Origin of the sequence: Actinophytocola sp., from assembly GCF_035634895.1 — a bacterium.
Taxonomy (GTDB): Bacteria; Actinomycetota; Actinomycetes; order Mycobacteriales; family Pseudonocardiaceae; genus Actinophytocola.
This window is the reverse complement of record NZ_DASQCC010000181.1, coordinates 1-20,968: the sequence shown is the minus strand read 5'-3', so window position 1 is coordinate 20,968 and position 20,968 is coordinate 1. Positions and strand designations below refer to the sequence as shown.

Sequence of the window (20,968 nt, the reverse complement as noted above, 5' to 3'; positions counted from 1 at the left end):
GACCTTCACCGCGAGGGAGACCACGCGCCCGAGCCGGCGGGACAGCGCGTCGGTGATCGGCTCGCGAAGCGCCCGCTCGATCGCGTCCTTCGCGAAGTCACTCGGCGCGGCGAGCAACGCGGTGCCGTCGAGCAGACCGATGGGCCGGGTCACCCGCATCCACGCCCGCTGCTGCGGAGAGAGCGTGCCGGCGGACAACTCACGCACGACCTGCTCCCACACCACGCTCAGGTTCACCTGCTGCTCGGACACCTACGAGCTCCCCTCCCCTCGATGGCGTTGGCCTTGCACCATCACCGCTACCCCTCGTTGTGTCGGCACCCTGGTGCGGCCCGCCGAGGGCGAGCGGCAGAAGCGGCCCGGGTGTGAGCAGCATCCACAGGGTTGTCCACAACTGTGCACGAAGGTACGACGTACCGCAGCGGAACCCGCCGGAGGCCCCGCCGTAATCTCCGCGGCGCAGTGGGCTCCCACTCCCCTGGCCAACCAAGAGCACGCACGCTAACAAGCCGTGGCGTATGCCACAAGACGCAGGCGTAGGCAAGCACCGAACATACTTGGCGTGTCGCCCAAAGGTCTCCCAAACTTGCGCCGACTCCACCCACATGCATGCCCGTCTGAGTGTGTGCCGTACCCTGTGAAGGTCTCCCGTCAGTTGTGGGTGAGTCCTGCGCGCCGTCAGGCCGCGACGGGGACAGTAACTTTGACGAGCCGTATCGGGAGATCCAGTCGTGAGCAAGCGTACTTTCCAGCCGAACAACCGCCGCCGGGCGAAGACCCACGGGTTCCGCCTGCGCATGCGCACCCGTGCCGGCCGGGCGATCCTCGCGGCTCGTCGGCGCAAGGGTCGCAAAGAACTCTCCGCCTGAGCGCTTGCTCCCCGCGTCCGCTCGGCTGACCGGTAGCGACAACTTTCGGCTCGTGACCAGAAAGGGCCGCCGCGCTGGGCGCCCCAGGCTCGTCGTGCATGCCATCACTGCCGAGGAGGTCGCTCGCTTTCGCGCGGGCGCTGATGGATTCGACCGCGTCGACCCGGCACTCGCCGAGTCCGGCGGGGTCCCCAGGGTCGGGTTCGTGGTGAGCAAGGCGGTCGGCAACTCGGTGGTCCGCCACCGGGTGGTCCGCCGCCTGCGCCACGTGGTCCGTGATCGCCTGGGAACCGTGCGGCCCGGCTGCACGTTGGTCGTTCGGGCGCTGCCACCCGCCGCTTCGGCGGCGAGTGCCGATCTCGGGAGCGACATCGACGCCGCCCTTCGGCGGTTGCGGCTCGGAAGCCGCGACGGCGGGCCGGCAGACACAGTTAGCGGCGGTGCCAAGTGACCACCCTGCACGACACCGAGGACCAGGACGCCAAGACGCGTCGACCGGGTCCGGTGGCGCGGGTGCTCCTGGTGCCGATCAACATCTACCGGCAGTGGATCTCGCCGGTCCTCCCTCCCAGCTGCCGGTTCGAGCCGAGCTGTAGCGCGTACGCCGTCGAGGCGCTGACGACCCACGGCGCGCTGCGCGGCTCCTGGCTCACCGTGCGCAGGCTGTTGCGCTGCGGTCCGTGGCACCCCGGTGGGTACGACCCGGTACCACCCCGCCACCCTGACCTCGAAGAGCCGGCCGTGGACAACGACCCGGCCGACCCGGAACACCACCCCGCCGCCAAGGAGTAAGGCCTCGTGCTCGATTTCATCTACTTCCCGGTCTCCTGGATCCTCTGGTTCTGGCACAAGGTGTTCGGGTTCGTCTTCGGCGAGTCCAGCGGCATCTCCTGGGTGCTCGGCATCATCTTCCTGGTCTGGTCGCTGCGGGCGATCCTGTTCAAGCCGTTCGTGAACCAGGTCCGGTCGATGCGCAAGATGCAGATGGTCGCGCCGGAGATGAAGAAGATCCAGAAGAAGTACGCGAACGACCGGCAGCGCCAGGCGCAGGAGATGCAGAAGCTCCAGCGCGAGCACGGGTTCAACCCGGTCGGCGGCTGCCTGCCGATGCTCCTGCAGATCCCGGTGTTCATCGGTCTGTTTCACGTGCTGCGCTCGTTCGCGCCGGGCCACACCGAGAACTACGGCTTCGACCAGCAGGGCGTGAACTCCTACCTCGACGCGAACCTGTTCGGGGCGCGGCTGTCGAACTTCATCACGCAGCCGCAGGCCGTGCTCGACTCGATGCACGCGGACCGCGCCTCGGTCATCCTCGTCTCGATTCCGCTGATGATCCTGGCGAGCGCCCTGACCCATCTGACCGCGCGCCACTCGGTGCAGCGCCAGAACCCGGAGTCGGCGACCTCGCAGACCGCGATCATGAACAAGCTGACCATGTACATCTTCCCGCTGGGTGTGCTGCTGTTCGGCTTCTTCTTCCCGATCGGCCTGCTCTTCTACTGGCTGGCGAACAACTTCTGGACGCTGATGCAGCAGCGGTTCGTGTACAAGCGGATCGACGCCGAGGAAGAGGCGAAGAAGGTCGCGGCCATCGAGAAGCGGACCAACCTCGCGCCGAAGCCGGGCGCCAAGCCGGACCAGGCCCGCAAGAAGAACGTCGCGCCTGCGGCCGGCACCAGTTCGCCGTCGGATGCCAAGCCCGCGCCGAACGCCAAGGCCGCCGGCACCGCGCGCAAGCCCGCGTCCGCCAACAAGCCGCAGCCCGGTGCGAAGCCGGCGCCCAACGCCAAGGCAGCAGGTACCGCCCGACCGAAGGCGGCTGGCGCGGCCAAGTCGTCCGGTGCCGAGAACGGCAGCGCGGACGGCTCCACGGTTTCCGGTCTGAGCGCAGACCGTTCCCGCAAGAAGAACACAGGCCGGAAGAACCGCTGAGCGGCCGCCGGACCTGGAGAGGAGAAGTCGTGCCGGAGACGGTGCAGGAGTCGGGTGCTGACGGGGTCGGTGCCGACGCCGAGGAACAGCTCACTGATGGGGGCAGCCAGAACGGTGAGGCGGAGCACGCCTCGTCGAGCGAGGACCTCCTCGTCCGTGAGGGCGACATCGCTGGGGACTACCTCGAGCAGCTACTGGACCTCGTCGACTACGACGGGGACATCGACCTCGATGTCGAGGCCGGTCGGGCGATCGTGAGCATCGAGGGGGGCGACGATCTGGAGAAGCTGGTCGGCCCCCGCGGCAACGTGCTCGAGTCGCTGCAGGAGCTGACCCGGCTGGCAGTGCAGCAGGAGACCGGCACGCGTAGCCGGCTCATGCTCGACATTGCCGGATGGCGTGCGGACCGTCGCGAGGAGCTGGCGGACCTCGGTCGAGCGACGGCGGAGAAGGTGTTGGCCGAGGGCGAGAAGGTTCGCCTCCAGCCGATGACGCCGTTCGAGCGGAAGGTCGTGCACGACGCCGTGGCGCAGATCGACGGCGTGCACAGCGAGAGTGAGGGCGAGGACCCGCGGCGTCGAGTCGTGGTCTTCCCGAAGTCATGACGGTCGAAGCGAGCCATCGAGGCTGTTTCACGTGAAACATCCCCCAGAGGCCGCGACAAATATCTTTGGCGAGAGCCTGACGGCGGCGGTGCGGTTCACTGAACTGCTCGCCGCCGTCGGCGTTGAACGGGGTTTGATCGGACCGCGCGAGGTCGACCGGCTGTGGGATCGCCACATCCTGAACTCGGCCGTCATCGCCGACGCGATGCCGGAAAACGCCCGTGTCGTCGACCTCGGATCGGGCGCGGGGTTGCCCGGCATACCCGTTGTCATCGCGCGGCCCGATCTTGATGTCATTCTTTTGGAACCAATGGCTCGCCGGGTGGCGTGGCTGACCGAAGTCGTCGATACTCTTGCGCTGTCCGCAAGTGTGGTTCGGGGCCGTGCGGAAGAGTCGGCCATCAAGCAACAACTCGTGGGCGCCGATGTAGTCATAGCGCGGGCGGTCGCTCCGCTTGCTCGACTGTGGGAGTGGAGCGCCCCCTTGCTCCGGCAGGGTGGCCGGCTCGTCGCGCTCAAGGGAGAGAGTGCCGACGAGGAAGTCGCGCGCGACGGCTCAGCGGTGACCCGCGCGGGTGGTTCGCTTCCAGTGGTCGAGCGGTGCGGAACCGGTGTGCTCGCGGTGCCGACGACCATCGTCGTGGTGACCCGTCTCGGGGCCGAGAGGCCCAACTCCGGGCGAAAACCGCGACGCGCGGGTAAGCAAGCGCAGCGACGTTGAGTTCTGCGCGTCATGATGGAGCGAGGATTGTTTCACGTGAAACAGCACGATTCTGAGGCGAGGTGCAGCCACCGATGACCGGACGCCATGACGTTCACGACGCGAGCGACGCCATGCATGACAACGTGGAAGCCGCCGTGGCGGTGTCCGGCTGGACGCCCATCGCGGAGGAGGCGGAGCGGGCGACCCGCATGCTGCACCCGAAGGACAGCTTGCCGCGGCCGCCGCGTCGCCGGGTCATGACCGTGGCCAACCAGAAGGGTGGCGTCGGCAAGACGACCAGCGCGGTGAACCTCGCGGCCGCCCTCGCCATGCACGGGTTGAAGGTGCTCGTCATCGACCTCGACCCGCAGGGCAACGCCAGTACCGCGCTCGGCGTCGACCACCGGTCCGGCGTGCCGTCGATCTACGAGGTGCTGATCGGCGAGGTGTCGCTGACCGACGCCGCGGCGGTCAGCGACCAGTCCCCCAACCTCTACTGCGTGCCCGCGACTATCGATCTCGCCGGTGCGGAGATCGAGCTGGTGTCGATGGAGAGCCGCGAGTCCCGGCTCAAGGAGGCGCTCCCCTCGGGTGCGCTGGACGAGCTGAACCCGGACTACGTCCTCATCGACTGCCCCCCGTCGCTCGGTCTGCTGACGGTCAACGCGATGGTCGCCGCCGAGGAGGTCCTGATCCCGATCCAGTGTGAGTACTACGCACTGGAAGGTCTTTCCCAGTTACTGCGCAACATCGAGCTCGTGCAGAACCACCTCAACCCGGGGCTGCACGTCTCGACGATCCTGCTGACGATGTACGACGGGCGGACCAAGCTCGCCGATCAGGTGACTGCGGAGGTCCGGAAGCACTTCGGCGACACGGTGTTGCGTACTGTGATCCCCAGGAGCGTGAAGGTGTCCGAAGCGCCTGGCTTCGGGCAGACAGTGCTGGCGTACGACCCCGGTTCCCGAGGGTCGATGAGTTACCTCGACGCGGCACGGGAGATGGCTGAGCGCGGGTTCAGCGCGGAGTAGAGAGCAGCAACATGAGTGAGCGCAAGGGTGGTCTCGGGCGAGGTCTCGCGGCACTGATTCCGCAGGGGCCGGCCGACGGCGGTGGCAGCGGCCCGATGAAGCTGCCAACCGCCCCACGGCCGAAGCCTGCCGCACCGGAGGCGCCGCCCGCGCCCAGTGGCACCGTGGCTGGCGCGGTGTACCGCGAGGTTCCGGTCGGCCAGATCAAGGCCAACCCGAAACAGCCTCGTCAGGTCTTCGACGAGGACGCGCTCGCGGAACTGGAACACTCCATTCGCGAGTTCGGGCTCATGCAGCCCATCGTCGTCCGCGAGCTGGGTTCCAACGAGTACGAGCTCGTCATGGGCGAGCGCCGGTTGCGGGCCGCCCAGCGTGCGGAGCTGACCAACATCCCGGCCATCGTCCGCCAGACGGCTGACGACGCGATGCTGCGGGACGCTCTGCTGGAGAACATCCACCGAGTGCAGCTGAACCCCCTCGAGGAGGCGGCGGCCTACCAGCAGCTGCTGGAGGAGTTCGCGGTCACCCACGAGGAGCTCGCGTCCCGCATCGGTCGCAGCCGGCCGGTCATAACCAACACGATCCGGTTGCTCAAGCTGCCGGTCGTGGTGCAGCGGCGGGTCGCTGCCGGCGTCCTGTCGTCCGGGCACGCCCGCGCGCTGCTCGCCTTGGAGGATGCCGGTCAGCAGGAGGAGCTCGCCTCCCGGATCGTCGCCGAGGGCATGTCCGTCCGGGCCACCGAGGAGGCGGTCGTGCTCCTCAAGAGCGCGGCGCCGCCGAAGCCGAAGGCCGCACCCCGCCGGCCGATCCAGGCTCCGGGCCTTCAGGACGTCGCGAACAGGCTCTCCAACGCGTTCGACACGCGCGTGAAGGTCGAACTCGGCAAGCGGAAGGGCAAGATTGTCGTCGAGTTCGGGTCGGTTGACGATCTCGAACGTATTGTCGAATTGATGTCGAAAAATGGGACAATTCAGACTCGTGACGGGGCTTAAGGATTACCCCAGGGCCTTACGTCACGGTGACGATGGCTGTCCGTTGATCAACAACTACTGAACGCGAGCGACCGCTCGCTCGATCAGATCGGCGTAGATGTCGCCGAGCGAGCGGCCCGCGACCTCCGCGGCCATCGGCAGGAGCGAGGTTTCCGTCAGTCCCGGCGACGAGTTCACCTCGAGGAAGTACACGGTCCCGTCCGGCGCGACGATCGCGTCCGTTCGGGACACGTCCCGCAACCCGAGCAACCGGTGTGCCGCGACGGCGACCTCCGCGACCGTCGCCGCGGCGGTCGGGTCGAGCCGGGCGGGTGTGTGGAAGTTCGTGAGCCCGGCGGTGTAGCGGGCGGTGTAGTCGTAGATGCCGGACTCCGGCTCGATCTCCACCGCCGGCAACGCCACCGGCCCGTCCGAGCCCTCGACGACCGCGACCGCCACCTCGACGCCGGTGATGTACCGCTCGGCGAGCACGGTCTCCCCGTACGCCAGGCAGCCGACCATCGCGGCCGGCAGGTCCGCCGCGTCCCGGACCACCTGCGCGCCGAGCGCCGACCCACTCTGATCCGGCTTCAGCATCATCGGCAGGCCCAGCCTGTCGACCATCGCGTCGAGCACCGGCTTGGCACCCAGCTCCCGGAACGTGCTGTGCGGCAGGACCACCCAGTCCGGCGTCGCGAGCCCGGCGCGGGCCAACTCGGTCTTGGCGGTCGGCTTGTCCCACGCGCGGCGGCAGGCATGCGAGTCCGCGCCGACGTACGGGATGTCGAGCATCTCCAGCACGGTCTGGACCGAGCCGCCCTCGCCCTCGACGCCGTGCAGCGCGACCACGACGGCGTCGGGCCGGTGCGTGCGCAGCCGGTCCAGCAGTGCCGAGTCGGCGTCCCACTCGTCGACCGTCAGGCCGACCGAGCGGAGCGCGGCCGACAGCCGGCGACCCGACCGCAGCGACACGTCCCGCTCGTGCGAGAGACCACCGGAAAGCACCGCCACGGCCAGATCGGACAACGCGCACCCCTCAGTACCAAGTGACCATCCGCCGTGACCGTACACAGTGGACAGATAGTGAAACCCTTGTGGCTAGGCGATATCCGGACCGGGCACCTGCGGGCCGCGGCCGGCGCGCTGGTTGATCGGTCCGAACGTGTTCGCCAGCTCCAGCTCGGCGGCGAGCACGGCCGCGAGCCTGCGCACGCCCTCGGTGATCCGCTCCGGCGTCGGGTAGCAGAACGACAGCCGCATCTGCCGCGAGCCGAAGCCGTCCGCGTAGAAGCCGGTGCCGGACACGTACGCCACCCGCGCGGTGACCGCACGCGGCAGCATCGCCTTGGTGTCCACGCCCTCCGGCACGGTCATCCACACGAAGAAGCCACCCGCGGGCACGGTCCACGAGCAGCCGGCCGGCATGTGCTGCTCCAGCCCGGTCAGCAACGCGTCCCGTCGCTCCCGGTAGGCCGACTGGAACGACTTGACCTGGCCCTTCCAGTCGTGCGTGGCGAGGTACCGGGACACGATCATCTGGTTCAGCGCGGGCGGGCACAGCGTGGCCGACTCGGCGGCCAGCATCAGCTTCTCCCGCACGGCGTGTGGCGCCAGCGCCCAGCCGACCCGCAGACCGGCGGCGAACGTCTTGGAGAACGACCCGAGGTACACGACGTTGTCCGGGTCCATGGACCGCAGCGCCGGGTACGTCTGGCCGTCGAAGCCGAGCAGCCCGTACGGGTTGTCCTCGACCACCAGCACCCGGTGGGACCGGCAGATCTCCAGGATCTCCGCCCGCCGCGCGACGGCCATCGTGACGCCGGCGGGGTTGTGGAAGTTCGGGATCGTGTACAGGAACTTGACCGGGCGGTTGGCCGCCTCCAGGGACGCGAGCGCCTGGCGCAGCGCCTCGGGGACCAGCCCGTCGTCGTCCATCGCGACGTGCACGACGTCGGCCTGGTAGGCGGCGAACGTGCCGAGCGCGCCGACGTAGGACGGTCCCTCGGCCAGCACGACGTCACCGGGATCACAGAAGATCCGGGTGACCATGTCCAGCGCCATCTGCGAGCCGACGGTCACCACCACGTCGTCCGGGTGCGCGCGGATCTCCTCCAGGGACATGACCTCGCAGATCTGGTCCCGCAGCTCCGGCATGCCGTGCGCCGACCCGTACTGCAGTGCGACCAGGCCGTCCTTGCTGATCAGGTCCGCGACCTGGGTCGACAGCGTGTCCAACGGCAGGGCGGTCAGGTTCGGCATGCCACCGGCCAGCGAGACCACCTCGGGCCGGCTTGCCACGGCGAAGAGAGCTCGTACCTCGGAGGCGGTCATCCCGGCGGCGCGGGCGGCGTACCTGCGCAGATGCGGGTCCAGACTGCGGCTTCCTGACGGTTCGAGCTGACTCATGCGGGCTCCAAGACCGATTAGATAGATCGATCGAGTGTAACCATGCCGATATTCGCCTCTTGCCGGTTCCTGCCCGGCGTAGACGGACGTATCCTGGGCGGGCACGTGGGTCGGGCTCGTCCGGAGCCCAGGGTGGGAGGTCAGGTGTCGCGACGCGTCGTGGGCGTCACGCTGGACAACCTCGAGGATCTCCCCAAACACAGCCGGTCGTGTGTGTACTGGGAGCTCGCGCCGCACCTGAAGGACCAGGCGGAGGAGTTCGGCACCGCGGAGCTCGAGAAGGAGGCCTGGGTCTCCAGCGTGCTCCTCGAGTGGGGTTCGTGTGGCCGCATCGTTTACAGCGACAAGCTGCCGGTCGGGTTCGTGCTGTACGCGCCGCCGACGGCCGTGCCGCGTTCGTCGGCGTTCCCCACCTCACCGCCCAGCCCCGACGCGGTCCTGCTCACCGGCTTCTACGTGCTGCCCGAGTTCCGCCGTGGCGGCCTCGGGCGCATGCTCGTCCAGGCGGTGGCCAAGGACCTCACCCGGCGCGGCGTGAAGGCCATCGAGTCGTTCGGCGACGCGAAGCCGGACGAGGAGGTCTCGTGCGTCGTACCGTCCGACTTCCTGCTGAGCGTCGGCTTCAAGACCGTCAGACCGCACCCTCGTTGGCCCCGTCTGCGCCTGGAGCTGCGTTCGGCACTGGGATGGAAGGAAGACGTCGAGGCGGCGCTGGAGAGGCTCCTGGGCACCGTTTCGGTGTCCACGGCGAGTCCGGTCCTGCAGCGATAGCGAGAACAGCCCCGAACCGTCAGGTCCGGGGCTGTTTCATGTGAAACATCGATGTTGTTCCGCGAGCGGCCTCTGCCGCTGCCTCACTCGGCCTTGGCCAGCTCGTGCCGGAGGACGTCCTCGAACGTGAACGTGCCGGTCGGCTGGTCACCCTCGCCGAGCAGGTACAGGCGCTTGACGGCGACGAGGATCCCCTCGGCGACCACGTCCCGGAACCCCGGGTCGGACAGGCGGCGCCGGTCGTCGTGGTTGGTCAGGTAGCCGATCTCGACCCGGACCGCCGGGCACCTGGTGAGGCGCAGGGTGTCCCAGGTCTTCTTGTGCGTGCGGCAGTCCCGCAGGCCGGTCCGCACGACCAGCTCCCGCTGGATGAACCCGGCCATCGTCTCCCCGATGGTCGACGTGTTGCCGGTGACCGTGCCGAAGTGGAAGGTCGACACACCCTGTGCCAGCGGGGACGAGTTGGCGTCCGAATGCAGCGACAGGAACAGGTCGCCGCCGACGTCGTTGGCGAAGTGGGCGCGGTCGGCCTCCGACGGGCACTGGTGCGGACCGCGGGACAGCAGCGCCTGCATGCCGGTCGCGGCCATCTTGCCCTCGAGCCGGCGGGCCAGGTCCCAGACCAGGTCGGCCTCGTTGATGCCGGCCACCGACACGCCGGTGTCACCACCGCCGTGACCGGGGTCGATGACGATCCGCTTGCCACGCAACCGCGGGCCGGCCCGGCGGACCCGCTCCTGCTCGCGCAGGAACACCGGCGAGCCACCCCGGGCCCGGGGGGAAAGCTGACGCAGCGCCCGCACCGTCTCGGCGCCGCAGATGCCGTCCACGGTCAGGCCGTAGTCACGTTGGAACGTCCGCAGCCCGACCTCGGTCTGCGCGGCGAACACGCCGTTGGCGCGACCGACGTCGTAGCCGAGCTCCAACAGCCGCTCCTGCAGCGCCAGCACGTCGTCGCCGCTGACCGGCGACGACACCAGGTACGCGAGCGGACGGGCGCCGAGCTGGTAGGTGGCGTCCTTCAGTGCGCGGTAGGTTGCCGGACCGACCAGACCGTCGGTGATCAGGCCGCGCTGCTGCTGGAACGCACGCACCGCCTGCTCCACGGCCACGTCGAAGACCGGCGGCGCCTGCGGGTCGGCAGGGAGGAGACCAAGCCCTGCGAGGGTCGCGCGAACCTCGGCTGCAGCCGGTCCCTGGTCACCGCGGCGGAGTACCCGCATGCACCCCTCGCTCGGGTCGGGCACCGACCCGAGTCGGCGCTTATTTGCCATTCCTGTCGCAGCATGGCTGCTAGTCCACTATTGTGCCCTGCCGCGAACCGTTCGGCTCAGAGGGTCACTGTCAGGTCACGCGCAAGAGACGCGGCGCACACCCACTAGACGGTGTGCGCCGCGTACCGGTTGCGCTTCAGGACAGGAAGTCCGCGAGGTCGTTCACCAGGGCCGCCTTCGGGCGCGCCCCGACGATCTCCTTCACCTTCTCGCCGCCCTTGAAGACCATGAGCGTGGGGATGGAGAGGACCTGGTAGTCCCGCGCGGTCGCGGGGTTGGCGTCCACGTCCAGCTTCGCCACGGTGATCTTGTCCTTGTGCTCGGCGGCGATCTCCTCGAGCACCGGCGCGACCATCCGGCACGGACCGCACCACGTCGCCCAGAAGTCCACCAGCACCGGCTTGTCGCTGTGCAGGACCGCCTCGTTGAACGAGGCGTCGGTGACTTCGACGGTGTTTCCGGCCATGTTCTCTCCTTAACGATGTTCGCTTCTGAGCTTCGTTCAGCTAGTTCTTGGTCGGGGCGTAGCCGCCGCCGACGAGTTCCGGTGCGACCTCGGCCTTTGCCTCACCGTGCTCGGCGAGCCAGCGTTCGGCGTCGATCGCGGCCGCGCAACCCGAGCCGGCGGCCGTGATGGCCTGCCGGTAGGTGCGGTCGACCAGGTCGCCCGCGGCGAACACGCCGTCCAGGTTGGTGTAGGTCGTGTGCGGGCGCACCTCGACGTAACCGTCCTCGTCCAGCTCGACCTGGCCCTTGACGAGCCCACTGCGCGGGTCGTGCCCGATGGCCATGAACAGGCCGGTCACGTCCAGCGTCGACTCCTCGCCGGTCACCGTGTTCCGGAGCCGCACGCCGGCGACGTTGCCCTCGCCGACGACCCCGAGCACCTCGGAGTCGAGCTGCCAGTGGATCTTCTCGTTCGCCTTCGCCCGCTCGAGCATGATCTTCGACGCCCGGAACTCCTGGCGCCGGTGCACGATCGTCACCGACCGGGCGAACTTGGTGAGGAACGTGGCCTCCTCCATCGCGGAGTCACCGCCACCGACCACGGCGATGTCCTGGTCACGGAAGAAGAAGCCGTCACACGTGGCACACGCCGACACGCCGTGCCCGAGCAGCTCCTGCTCACCGGGCACGTGCAGGTAGCGGGCCGCCGCGCCCATCGCGAGCACGACCGCCTTGGCCGCGTACCGGACGCCGTTCGCGGTCACGTACTTGACCGGGCCATCGAGCTCGGCCTCCTCGACGTCCTCGGACCGGAGCTCGGCGCCGAACCGCTCGGCCTGCGCCCGCATCTGCTCCATGAGGTCCGGGCCCATGATCCCGTCGCGGAACCCCGGGTAGTTCTCCACCTCGGTGGTCGTCATCAGCGCGCCGCCGTACTGCGTCCCCTCGAACACCAGCGGTTCGAGCTGGGCTCGGGCCGCGTAGACGGCCGCAGTGTAGCCGGCCGGACCGGACCCGATGATGATCAAGTCCCTGACGTTCTCGGACATCTGACCTCCGAAGGGGAGCGCTCGTTGGTGCGCACTCGTGTAACACGATCGTAGGTGTCTGTTGTTCCACCCGTGCGGCGTGACCGGCCACACCCCATCCGGACACAACGAGGCCGCGTGCGGGAAACCAGGTTCCCGCACGCGGCCCAGTGTGTTCCGCTCAGCCCAGCGACGTGTCGCTGATGATCTTCGTGCACCCCGCGTCGACGATCACCAGCCGGTACCGGTGGCCGTTCTCGCCACCCGCGAGGAGCGCGCCGACGCCCTGGGTGCCGTCCAGGGTGACCTCGCGAGCGCCCATCACCTGTTTCTCGTCGATGCCGAGGCCGCTCAGGCAGGACTGCAGGCCCTGCTCGTCGTCCAGCGGCCCGTAGTCCTTGTGTCCCAGGAGCGCGCTGGGCGCCGGTACACCGTCGCCCTTGAGGGCGATCGGCGGCTCGTCGCCGCTTGGGTTGGCGTTGCCCGGATCCGGCTGGAAGGTCGTGGTGCCGCCGGCCTCCGGCGTGCCGCCCGTCTCCTGCGACCCCGGCAGTGCGACGAACGTGATCGCCGCCGCGGCCGCCGCCGCGGTCAGTATCCCCGCGGCCCACCCCGCCCTGCGGTTGCGCCGTCGACGCGCCGTCGCCATGTCGACGACCGGTGCGACCCCCTGCTGCTTGACCTCAGGTGCCGGCCGGGTCCTGCCCGCCTCCGCGGCGATCGCGGCGTCGAGCTGGGCCGCGAAGCGCGCGGGCATCGGCTCGACCGGCGCGTCACCGAACGCGTCCAGGTCCCGCCTGACGCTGTCCAGCGCGGCGAGCACGGCCTGCGCCTCGGGATCGTGGTTGACCTGCGCCCACAGAGCCGCGGAACTCCTCGCGTCCAGCGCCCCCGCGTGCAGGTCGGCGAGCACGTCGACAGACCACGGCGGCCCTGGTGCGGCCCCCGCCCCTCTGGTGCTGTCCGTCATCGTCCCTCCCCATGGCGCCGTGCTGGCACGTCTCGCCGGTCAACTGCGCCATCTGGGACGTTCGCATCTGCATCGGGGTTCCGTAAGTGCCCGAGAACTTTGGCCAACTTCGCCCTGCCTCGCGCGCACCGGCTCTTCACCGTGCCCTCGGCGATCCCGAGCATCCTGGCCGTCTCGGCCACGGAGTAGCCCTCCACGTCGACCAGCACGATCGGCACGCGCTGGTCCTCCGACAGCTGGTTGAGCGCCGTGCGCACGACCAGGTGCGTCTCCCGCTCGGACATCGAGTCACGGGGCGCGACGGGCTCGCCCGGCCCGGTCTCGGGCAGCGGCACAGTCGGCCTGGCCTGACGGCGTCGTACCCGGTCGAGGCAGGCGTTGACCACGATCCGGTGCAGCCACGTGGTCACCTGCGACTCGGCCCGGAACGAGCCGGCCGCGCGGAACGCGGAGATGAAGGCCTCCTGCAACGCGTCGGAGGCCTCTTCCGGATCACGCAGGGTGCGTAGGGCGACCGCCCACATCCGATCCCGGTGCCGGCGGACCAACTCCCCGAAGGCACGCGGGTCCCCCGCGGCATGGGCCGCGATGAGGTCGGCGTCCGAGCTGGCAGCGGTGGTCACGAGGAGAGGATATCGGGCATCGTTTCACCCATTCGCGGTGTGGGCCTTGACACGTGTGACAGACGCGGTGCTCGGCGTCGCGAAGATCGTCACTGCGCGCGGATGAACTCCAGCTCGCCGACGGAGGTCCGGTTGCCTTCCCCGAGCTTGGTGACCCACACGAGGATGTACTGGGTCGGCTCGGCGCTGTTCAGCCTGATCTCCGTCTTGCCGCCCTGCAGCGCGGCCTCGCCGATGACCTTGGTCTCCTCCAGCTTCGGGTTCGGCGACGGCGACGTGCGGATCTGCACCACCGTGTTCGGGCTCGACGAGTCGATCACGACCGAGGCGAACCGCACCGACTCCGCGAACGACGCCATCAGGCCGACGCCGGGCTTGAGCGCGGGGAACTGCTGCTTGTAGGTGTCGGTCCGCCATTCGGTGCCCGGGTCGCCGTCGGTCGAGAAGCCCGCACGGCGTGGGTTGTCCGGCGTGCCGGCGACGTTGTAGACCTCGATGCTCGCCGGCTCGATCGGGCCGGCCGGCTTCGGCGCCGGGGGCGGCTTCTCCCCGTCCGACGTCGGCTGCTCCACCACGACCGTGTCGCCGGCGTTGCCGCCGTCGTCGCCGAAGAAGCTGATCAGCATGGTGCCCAGCCAGGCCAGGATGCCGACCACGGCGATGGCGAGCGCGGTGACGCCGATGGCGAGCTTGCGGCGACGGTTGCGGTCCCGCACGGGTGGACGGGTGGTCCACACCGCCTCGGTCTCCTCGTCGCCGACCGGGCGGGACACCGGGCCGAGGAACTCCGTCCGCTCGGCCGACTCCGCCGCCTGCTCCAGGATCGCGAGCAGCGTCCCGCTGGTGTGGATGCCGCCGATCTGGGTGTCCTCGAGGCTGCGGATCGCGACCGTGGACAGGTCCGCCGGGATGTACCCGGACAGCACGTTCGGCGGCACGATCGAGCCGTCCGGCGTGACCGGCGCGGTCGGGATGGCCGCCGGCCCGCCCGGCAGCGGCCAGCGGCCGGTGAGCAGCAGGTACAGGATCGCGCCGAGGCCCTTGACGTCGTCGCGCGGCACGGCCTCGGGCAGCGGACCGGGGAACGCGAACCGCAGCAGGCCCTCCGGCGTGACCCGGATGCGCTGGGGGTGGTCGACGCCAAGGACCAGGCCGGCGTGGTGGGCACGCTCGACGGCCGAGGCGAGTGGTTCGAGGAGCCGGGCCGCGTTGGCGGCCGGCAGGGGGTGCTCGGCGATGAGGTCGGTCAGGTCGGTGCCGACCGACCAGCCCGCCACGATGATGCCGAGCAGGCCCTCACCCGGCGAGACGCCGTTGCCGAGGCTCAGCACGTCGAGCACGCGGGCGGTGGCCGGGTGGTTGAACGCGGCGGCGTGCGCGGCCCGTTCGAGCGTGCGGCGCGCGGCCTGGGCCTTCGGTCCGTTGGTGGGATCGCCGACCAGCACGGTCAGCGCGACGTCGCGGCGCAGCTGGCCGTCGCGGGCCCGCCACAGGTGGGCGTCGGCCCGCAGGTCGTGTCCGAACTGGGCGAGCAGCCGGTACCGGCCGTCGCCGATGACGGCTCCCGGCAGCAGGAAGCCATCCCCGCCGGGCTCGCCGCCGGGGGTCAACTCGCCGGTCAACTCGCCGGTCAGTGACTCGGTTCGTTTGGTGACCACTGCTCTCTCCCCGCCAGAGTCCCAACAGCCCCCAAGGCGGCCACATCGTGCTTCCCCGTCAGTCCGAGCCTACGTGACTCGCACCGGTTCTACCCGTCGTTGCGGTCTACCCGCGGCGGACCAGGCGACTGATTCGTGTGACGGCCGGCTGCAGCTCGGGCACTCTGAACACCGCGAGCAGGCCGAACGCGACCACTGTCGTCACCAGTCCCTGCACGACCATGTCCAGCCACGCCTCGATGCGCGGGCCGGTGCCCGGCAGGACCAGGTGCAGCAACATGGTGGCACCCACCGCGACCGCGACGCCGGCGGCCCCGGCCACGATCGTCTGCAGGATCACCTTGACCACCCGCATGCTCTGCAACCGGCCCAGCCGGACCCACAGCCACATCTGGCCGAGCACCGCGCCGACCACGAACGAGAGCGCGTTGACCAGCATCACGCCGATCACCACGTCCTCCGGCTGGAGGCGGGCGGCGACCAGGTACATCAGCGGGATCTTCACCGCGGTCATCACGATCATGATCAGCGTCGGCGTGCGTGCGTCCTTCATCGCGTAGAACACCCGCAGCTGGAGCATGACCAGGGCGTACGGCAGGATCCCGAACGCCGAGAACGCGAGCGCCACGCCGAGCCGCTCCGCGTCGGCGAGGGTGGCCTTGCCGACGCCGAAGAGGGCCACGCCGATGGCCGAGCCCGCGATCGTCAGCACCGCGGACAGCGGCACCAGCATGACCGTGGACAGCCGGCTGCCGAGCGAGAGGTCGTCGATCAGCTTCCCCGTGTCGCCGTCGGCCGCCGCGCGCGACAGCCGGGGCATGATCGCGGTCAGCAGCGACACCCCGATCACGCCGTACGGCAGCTGGAACAGCAGCCACGCGTTCGAGTAGATCGCCGCGCCGCCCGCCGCGCCCGCGGTGAGCACCCTGGTGGTGATCACCATGCCGATCTGGCTGATCGCGACGTAGCCGAGGATCCACAGGGCGAGCCCGCCGAACTCCTTGAGCCGCGAGTCGATCCCCCAGTTCCACCGGAACCGGAACCCCGTGCGGCGCAGTGCCGGCAGCAGCACGAGTGCCTGCACGGCGATGCCCGCGGTCGCGCCGACGCCGAGGACCAGGAGCTTGACGTCGCCCATGCGGACCGGGTTGAGCGAGATCTCGCCGGGCACGACCGCGTAGACGCCGATGGTCGCCATGATGACCACGTTGTTGATCACCGGCGCCCACGCCGTCGGTCCGAACACGTGCTTGGCCTGCAGGATCGCGGAAAGCAACGCGAAGAGCCCGTAGAAGACGATCTCCGGCAGCAGCAGGTAGGCGAAGGCGGTGGCCAGGTGGGCGTTGGCCTGGCCGGTCGAGTCGTCCATGTACAGCCGGGTGAACAGGGGCGCCAGCGCGACGGCGACGGCGGTGCCGGCCAGCAGCAGCGTCATGCCGACGGTCAGCAGCCGGTTCGTGTAGGCGCGGCCGCCGTCCGGGTCGTCCTGTGCGCGGACCAGCAGCGGCACGACCACGCTCGCGAGCACGCCGCCGAGCAGCAGCTCGTAGACGATGTTCGGCAGCGTGTTGGCCACGGTGAAGGAGTCGTTGACGACCGTCAGGCCGGCGACCCAGGCGAGCTGGATCTTCCACAGGAACCCGGTGATCCGGCTGACGAGCGTCGCGATCGCCATCGAGCCGCTCGCCTTGGCGAGCGACGGTTGCTTCGGCTGCGCGTGCCCTTCCATGGACAGAGCCTGGGTCGTGCCGCTGCTACGAGTCGTCATGATGATCGCTCCGCAAGCTCCGCTCCACGATCTCCTCACCCGAGCCCGTTGCCACCTTGGCCTCATCGGCCCGCGCCGCCCTGACCCGGCGGAAGATCCGGAAGCCGACCAGCAGCACGAGCACCGCGCCCGCGGTACCGGTGACGGCGACGCTGATGATGCCGTACGAGCTCGAGTTGAGCTCCAGCCGGACCGGTTCACCGACGGATGTTCCCCCCGGCGTGGTCAGCTGGACGTCGACGCTGAACCGGCCGGAGCGGCTCACCTCGGCGGGAATGTACCGCGGCGCCGAGCCGCCCGGCGGGATCCGGACGTCCTGGATCGGCTCCACACGCAGGCCGGGCACCGGGCTCAGGCTGATCCGCACCACGATCGTCACCGGCAGCCCGTTGTAGATCCTGACCGGGATCGGGCTGTCCCCGGACGCGAGCGAGAGCGGCCGTCCCGGGTTGGTGACCACGACGAGGTCCCGCAGCGCGTCGAGCCGGCCGTCCACGTAGTCGACCGTGGTGGTCGCGTCCTGGACGTGGCCGCGCCAGGCCGTCGACACGCCCCGCAGCAGGCCGTACTGGATGGGTGCGAGCAGCTGGTTCGGGTTGGTCTTGTTCGTGTTGTCGTCGGCCATCGAGTCGAGCAGGTCGCGCCGGGTGGAGTTGATCCGCATCACCTGGGCGGTGACCTGCGGGGGGATCTCCTGCGCGCTGTCGCTCGGGGAGAAGGAGAGTGCCCGCGCGGCGCCGCCGTTCGGTGCGGTGACCGTCTGGTCGAGCGACCGCGGGCTGGTGAAGCCCCTGTCGAACAGCTCCCCGGCCAGCTCCAGGAACTGGGTCAGCTCCTCGCCGGAGGCGAGCCAGCGGCGCGGCGGCGCGATCAGCACCTGGCCGCCGGCCCGCTGGTCGAACGCCGCGCGGTAGACGAGCGCGGCCAGCCCGTTCTGCACCGAGCCGCCGGTGTCGGCGACGGGGGCGGGCGTGCTGGTCGTCGGGCTCGCGAGCGCGTCGGAGACCAGTGAGTCGACCGGCAGGGCGCGGACGGGGTGGGCGGTCTGCGTGTTGAGCACGTACGGCGCGCTGCCGTCGACGTCCTCCAGGTGCGCGGGGTCGACCAGCACCGTCGCGTCGCCGACGTTCGCCAGGTCGATCAGCGTGGGCTGGTCGAACGTGCCGCCCGCCGGCCAGTAGACCCCTTCCAGCGGCTGGATCGCCAGCGCGCTCTTGACGATCGACGAGCTGGTGAGCGCGAGCTGCGCGAGGTCGGTGGAGCCGGCGCGGGACAGGGCGACGAGGTCGGCGTCCGCGTACGGCACGGCGATCACGCAGTGCCCGTTGGTCAGGTCCTGGACCTGGGCCAGCCAGTCGGTGGCCGCCTGCCTGCCCTTGCCGGCCACGAGCTGGCCGGACGTGGTCCGCACCTGGTAGCCCTTCGCCATGTTCGACACGGTCTGCAGCAGGTCCGGGTCGACCGCGAAGCAGATCGACCGCAGCAGCTCGCTGTTCGACTCGGCCGCCGTGCTGACCGACTTGAGCAGGTTGAACAGGCGGCCGCCCGCGGCGAGCGAGTCGGACAGCTCGTCGTCGGCGAGCACCGTGACGCCGTCGGTGGCGGCCAGCTGGCGGGGCTTCTCGTCGAGCAGCGGCCACAGCATGGTGACCACCGGCGGGTCGGACTTCGGGCCTGCCGCCGGGCCGCCGGGCACCGACAGGACCGGCAGCGCTATCGACACGGCGCCCAGGCGGGCCGCCCCGCTGTAGTCCGGGCGGCCGTTCACGTTCACCAGCAGCGGGTACACGCCGGGCTCGCCGATCGACAGGGTGGTCCGGTTGGGCCCGCTCACCGGGATGCCGACCGTGAACTCGGTGCTGTCGCCGGGCTCCAGCCGCTTGCTGACCTCCTGGAACGGGCCGGCGAAGTTGGTCTCCTGGTTCTTGATGTCGCGCAGCTCCCGGTCGGAGGCGACGGCGTTGCCCCGCTGGAGGCGGACGGTGACCTGGTCGAGTCGCCGGTCACCCGTGTTGGTGACCTTGCCCTTGATCGTGATCGTCTGGGTGGCCGACGTGACCACCCGCGGTGACAGGCTGTCCACGTCGAGGTCGATGAGCGCCGGCGCGCCGGCGACCGGTGCCACCGGCTGCCCGACGGGTTGCTGAGCCAGGGCCGGTGGCGCGGCCGTCAGCGGCGCCGACAGGCCCAGCAGCGTGGACGCGATCAGTGCGGCACCGAGCCGCCGGCCGCGCATCATGGTTCAGCCCCCATCAGCCTCTACGGGAAGGTCTTCCTTGCCACCTGTGACCTCGAGCAGCTCCAGCGCCTTGCGGACCAGGCGACGCTCATCCGCGTAGGCAAGCCTGTCCTCCAGCTCCTCCAGGGCGACCCAGTCGACCTCGGTCACCTCGACGTCCTCGTCGGACAGGTCGCCGCCGCGCTCCTCCATCAGGAAGTGGTGCACGGTCTTGTGGATCCTTCGGCGCTCCGCGACGAACCAGTAGTCGATGGTGCCTAGCGGCCGAATTATCTCGCCGACGATGCCGGTCTCTTCCCCGACCTCCCGCACGGCGGTCTGCTCGGGTGTCTCACCCTCCTCGATGTGGCCTTTCGGCAGCGACCAGAGCAGGCGGCCGCGGCGGTCCAGCCGTCCGATCAGCACGACCTTGTCCCTGGCGAAGTTGATCACCACGCCGCCGGCCGAGGTCTCGTCGACGGCCGCCATCCTGCGGCCGCGTCGCCTGCCGCGGCGTCCGGTTCGGGCGCCGCGCGACCTGCCGGACGACTGGGGCATGTTCGCGATCGTAATGCGGGTATGGCGTCCTGGTTGCCCGATCAGGTGCAGTTACGCTGGTTCATCGTGTCCGACACCCAGACTGTTGACGTCCGAGACCCTGAAACGGAGGGGAAGGTGCGCTTCCCCGTGGCCTCCGACATCGGTGCAGAGCTCGCCTCCCGGTTCGCCGAAGCCGGCCACCAGTTGTTCCTCGTGGGCGGCACGGTCCGGGACGCGCTCATGGACCGGCTCGGCAACGACCTCGACTTCGCCACCGACGCGCGGCCGGAGCGGGTGCGTGAGCTGCTGACGGGCTGGGCGGACGCCATCTGGGACACCGGCATCGCGTTCGGCACGTTGGGCGCGACCAAGCGCGGCACGACGGTGGAGATCACCACGTACCGGTCCGACTCCTACGACCGGACGACCCGCAACCCGGAGGTCGAGTTCGGCGACTCCATCGAGCGGGACCTCCTCCGGCGGGACTTCACGGTCAACGCGATGGCCATCGACCTGGCGACCAGGACGTTCGTCGACCCGTACAACGGGCGCGGGGCACTGAAGAAGCGAGTCCTGGACACGCCGGCGACGCCGCAGGAGTCCTTCGCCGACGACCCGCTGCGGATGATGCGCGCGGTCCGGTTCGTGAGCCAGCTGGGCTTCGAGGTCGCGCCCCGGGTGCTCGCGGCGATCCGCGAGATGTCCGGTGAGATCGAGCGGATCACCGCGGAGCGGATCCAGGTCGAACTGTCCAAGCTGCTGTGCGGCCGGTTCCCGCGGCGCGGGCTGGAGCTGATGGTCGACACCGGCCTGGCCGACCACGTGCTGCCCGAGGTGCCGGCCATGCGGCTGGAGATCGACGAGCACCACCAGCACAAGGACGTCTACCAGCACTCGCTCGTGGTGCTCGACCAGGCGATCGACCTGGAGGAGCCGGGCACCGAGCCGGACCTCGTGCTGCGGCTCGCGGCACTGCTGCACGACATCGGCAAGCCGGCCACGCGGCGGTTCGTCGAGGGCGGCGGCGTGAGCTTCCACCACCACGAGGTCGTGGGCGCCAAGATGGTCCGCAAGCGTTTGCGCACCCTGCGGTACTCGAAGGAGATCACCGAGGAGGTCGCGCAGCTCGTGTACCTCCACCTGCGGTTCCACGG

General features: G+C 69.8%; 21 protein-coding genes and 1 pseudogene. 10 read left to right on the top strand and 12 right to left on the bottom strand.

All coding sequences use genetic code 11. The features are described 5' to 3' along the window. Positions 1 to 252 (bottom strand): annotated as a pseudogene (locus VET29_RS26600) (chromosomal replication initiation protein DnaA); the annotation flags it as partial. Between the two features lie 479 nt (positions 253 to 731). On the opposite strand from VET29_RS26600, the gene rpmH reads away from it, so the two are divergent. The 8 genes from rpmH to VET29_RS26560 all read left to right on the top strand — a co-directional run bounded on the left by rpmH (position 732) and on the right by VET29_RS26560 (position 6,132). After that, a complete protein-coding gene (rpmH, locus tag VET29_RS26595) occupies positions 732 to 869 on the top strand; it encodes a 50S ribosomal protein L34 (RefSeq protein ID WP_324925246.1) in 138 nt (45 codons plus the stop codon). Between the two features lie 4 nt (positions 870 to 873). Beyond that, the gene (gene rnpA, locus VET29_RS26590; RefSeq protein ID WP_324925244.1) at positions 874 to 1,320 is read left to right on the top strand and encodes a ribonuclease P protein component; all 447 of its coding nucleotides are present in this window, start codon (positions 874 to 876) and stop codon (positions 1,318 to 1,320) included. After that, positions 1,317 to 1,661: a membrane protein insertion efficiency factor YidD gene (gene yidD / locus VET29_RS26585; protein ID WP_324925242.1), complete on the top strand. Its 345-nt coding sequence runs from the start codon at positions 1,317 to 1,319 to the stop codon at positions 1,659 to 1,661. The genes rnpA and yidD overlap by 4 nt, the downstream gene beginning before the upstream one ends. A gap of 6 nt (positions 1,662 to 1,667) precedes the next feature. Further along, complete coding sequence (yidC, locus tag VET29_RS26580) at positions 1,668 to 2,801, top strand: membrane protein insertase YidC (RefSeq protein ID WP_324925240.1); 1,134 nt, start codon at positions 1,668 to 1,670, stop codon at positions 2,799 to 2,801. Positions 2,802 to 2,830: 29 nt separating this feature from the next. After that, positions 2,831 to 3,406 (top strand): protein jag, encoded by a 576-nt coding sequence (locus VET29_RS26575; RefSeq protein ID WP_324925238.1) that lies wholly within the window; start codon positions 2,831 to 2,833, stop codon positions 3,404 to 3,406. 31 nt (positions 3,407 to 3,437) lie between these two features. Continuing rightward, positions 3,438 to 4,127, top strand: a complete 690-nt coding sequence (gene rsmG / locus VET29_RS26570) for a 16S rRNA (guanine(527)-N(7))-methyltransferase RsmG (protein ID WP_324925236.1) — start codon at positions 3,438 to 3,440, stop codon at positions 4,125 to 4,127. A 113-nt stretch (positions 4,128 to 4,240) separates the two neighbouring features. After that, complete coding sequence (locus VET29_RS26565; protein WP_324925250.1) at positions 4,241 to 5,140, top strand: AAA family ATPase; 900 nt, start codon at positions 4,241 to 4,243, stop codon at positions 5,138 to 5,140. Between the two features lie 11 nt (positions 5,141 to 5,151). Continuing rightward, positions 5,152 to 6,132 (top strand): ParB/RepB/Spo0J family partition protein, encoded by a 981-nt coding sequence (locus VET29_RS26560; protein ID WP_324925234.1) that lies wholly within the window; start codon positions 5,152 to 5,154, stop codon positions 6,130 to 6,132. Positions 6,133 to 6,186: 54 nt separating this feature from the next. Here VET29_RS26560 and VET29_RS26555 read toward each other — a convergent pair whose 3' ends face one another. Together VET29_RS26555 and VET29_RS26550 are read right to left on the bottom strand one after the other, a co-directional pair. Next, positions 6,187 to 7,137: a D-alanine--D-alanine ligase gene (locus VET29_RS26555; protein ID WP_324925232.1), complete on the bottom strand. Its 951-nt coding sequence runs from the start codon at positions 7,135 to 7,137 to the stop codon at positions 6,187 to 6,189. Between the two features lie 72 nt (positions 7,138 to 7,209). Then, positions 7,210 to 8,517: a PLP-dependent aminotransferase family protein gene (locus VET29_RS26550; RefSeq protein WP_324925230.1), complete on the bottom strand. Its 1,308-nt coding sequence runs from the start codon at positions 8,515 to 8,517 to the stop codon at positions 7,210 to 7,212. Positions 8,518 to 8,661: 144 nt separating this feature from the next. Here VET29_RS26550 and VET29_RS26545 point away from each other — a divergent pair, with 144 nt between their 5' ends. Next, positions 8,662 to 9,288, top strand: a complete 627-nt coding sequence (locus VET29_RS26545) for a GNAT family N-acetyltransferase (RefSeq protein ID WP_324925228.1) — start codon at positions 8,662 to 8,664, stop codon at positions 9,286 to 9,288. 83 nt (positions 9,289 to 9,371) lie between these two features. On the opposite strand, the gene VET29_RS26540 is transcribed toward VET29_RS26545, so the two are convergent. The 9 genes from VET29_RS26540 to VET29_RS26500 all read right to left on the bottom strand — a co-directional run bounded on the left by VET29_RS26540 (position 9,372) and on the right by VET29_RS26500 (position 19,832). Further along, positions 9,372 to 10,511: an N-acetylmuramoyl-L-alanine amidase gene (locus VET29_RS26540; protein ID WP_324925227.1), complete on the bottom strand. Its 1,140-nt coding sequence runs from the start codon at positions 10,509 to 10,511 to the stop codon at positions 9,372 to 9,374. A gap of 187 nt (positions 10,512 to 10,698) precedes the next feature. Further along, a complete protein-coding gene (trxA, locus tag VET29_RS26535; protein WP_324925225.1) occupies positions 10,699 to 11,028 on the bottom strand; it encodes a thioredoxin in 330 nt (109 codons plus the stop codon). A gap of 40 nt (positions 11,029 to 11,068) precedes the next feature. After that, entirely contained in the window at positions 11,069 to 12,058 is a 990-nt protein-coding gene (gene trxB, locus VET29_RS26530; protein ID WP_324925223.1) for a thioredoxin-disulfide reductase, read from the bottom strand. A 160-nt stretch (positions 12,059 to 12,218) separates the two neighbouring features. After that, positions 12,219 to 13,007: a hypothetical protein gene (locus VET29_RS26525; RefSeq protein WP_324925221.1), complete on the bottom strand. Its 789-nt coding sequence runs from the start codon at positions 13,005 to 13,007 to the stop codon at positions 12,219 to 12,221. Beyond that, positions 13,004 to 13,630: an RNA polymerase sigma factor SigM gene (gene sigM, locus VET29_RS26520; protein ID WP_324925219.1), complete on the bottom strand. Its 627-nt coding sequence runs from the start codon at positions 13,628 to 13,630 to the stop codon at positions 13,004 to 13,006. The genes VET29_RS26525 and sigM overlap by 4 nt, the downstream gene beginning before the upstream one ends. A gap of 89 nt (positions 13,631 to 13,719) precedes the next feature. After that, positions 13,720 to 15,288 (bottom strand): protein kinase family protein, encoded by a 1,569-nt coding sequence (locus tag VET29_RS26515; RefSeq protein WP_324925217.1) that lies wholly within the window; start codon positions 15,286 to 15,288, stop codon positions 13,720 to 13,722. A gap of 106 nt (positions 15,289 to 15,394) precedes the next feature. After that, the gene (gene murJ, locus VET29_RS26510) at positions 15,395 to 17,056 is read right to left on the bottom strand and encodes a murein biosynthesis integral membrane protein MurJ (RefSeq protein WP_414636610.1); all 1,662 of its coding nucleotides are present in this window, start codon (positions 17,054 to 17,056) and stop codon (positions 15,395 to 15,397) included. Then, a complete protein-coding gene (locus VET29_RS26505) occupies positions 17,043 to 19,295 on the bottom strand; it encodes a DUF6049 family protein (RefSeq protein WP_324925215.1) in 2,253 nt (750 codons plus the stop codon). Before VET29_RS26505 ends, murJ begins: the two co-directional genes overlap by 14 nt. 3 nt (positions 19,296 to 19,298) lie before the next feature. Then, positions 19,299 to 19,832 (bottom strand): NUDIX hydrolase, encoded by a 534-nt coding sequence (locus VET29_RS26500; protein WP_324925213.1) that lies wholly within the window; start codon positions 19,830 to 19,832, stop codon positions 19,299 to 19,301. 129 nt (positions 19,833 to 19,961) lie between these two features. Between VET29_RS26500 and VET29_RS26495 the strand changes: the two genes are divergently transcribed. Then, positions 19,962 to 20,968: CCA tRNA nucleotidyltransferase (locus tag VET29_RS26495; protein WP_324925211.1), on the top strand; the 1,007-nt coding region annotated here is incomplete at its 3' end.

Coding starts and splice junctions, on each gene's coding strand:
- VET29_RS26565 (WP_324925250.1), top strand. CDS start 4,241: ATGCATGACAACGTGGAAGCCGCCGTGGCGGTGTCCGGCTGGACGCCC.
- VET29_RS26560 (WP_324925234.1), top strand. CDS start 5,152: ATGAGTGAGCGCAAGGGTGGTCTCGGGCGAGGTCTCGCGGCACTGATT.
- VET29_RS26550 (WP_324925230.1), bottom strand. CDS start 8,517: ATGAGTCAGCTCGAACCGTCAGGAAGCCGCAGTCTGGACCCGCATCTG.
- VET29_RS26540 (WP_324925227.1), bottom strand. CDS start 10,511: ATGCGGGTACTCCGCCGCGGTGACCAGGGACCGGCTGCAGCCGAGGTT.
- trxA (WP_324925225.1), bottom strand. CDS start 11,028: ATGGCCGGAAACACCGTCGAAGTCACCGACGCCTCGTTCAACGAGGCG.
- trxB (WP_324925223.1), bottom strand. CDS start 12,058: ATGTCCGAGAACGTCAGGGACTTGATCATCATCGGGTCCGGTCCGGCC.
- VET29_RS26525 (WP_324925221.1), bottom strand. CDS start 13,007: ATGACGGACAGCACCAGAGGGGCGGGGGCCGCACCAGGGCCGCCGTGG.
- murJ (WP_414636610.1), bottom strand. CDS start 17,056: ATGACGACTCGTAGCAGCGGCACGACCCAGGCTCTGTCCATGGAAGGG.
- VET29_RS26505 (WP_324925215.1), bottom strand. CDS start 19,295: ATGATGCGCGGCCGGCGGCTCGGTGCCGCACTGATCGCGTCCACGCTG.
- VET29_RS26500 (WP_324925213.1), bottom strand. CDS start 19,832: ATGCCCCAGTCGTCCGGCAGGTCGCGCGGCGCCCGAACCGGACGCCGC.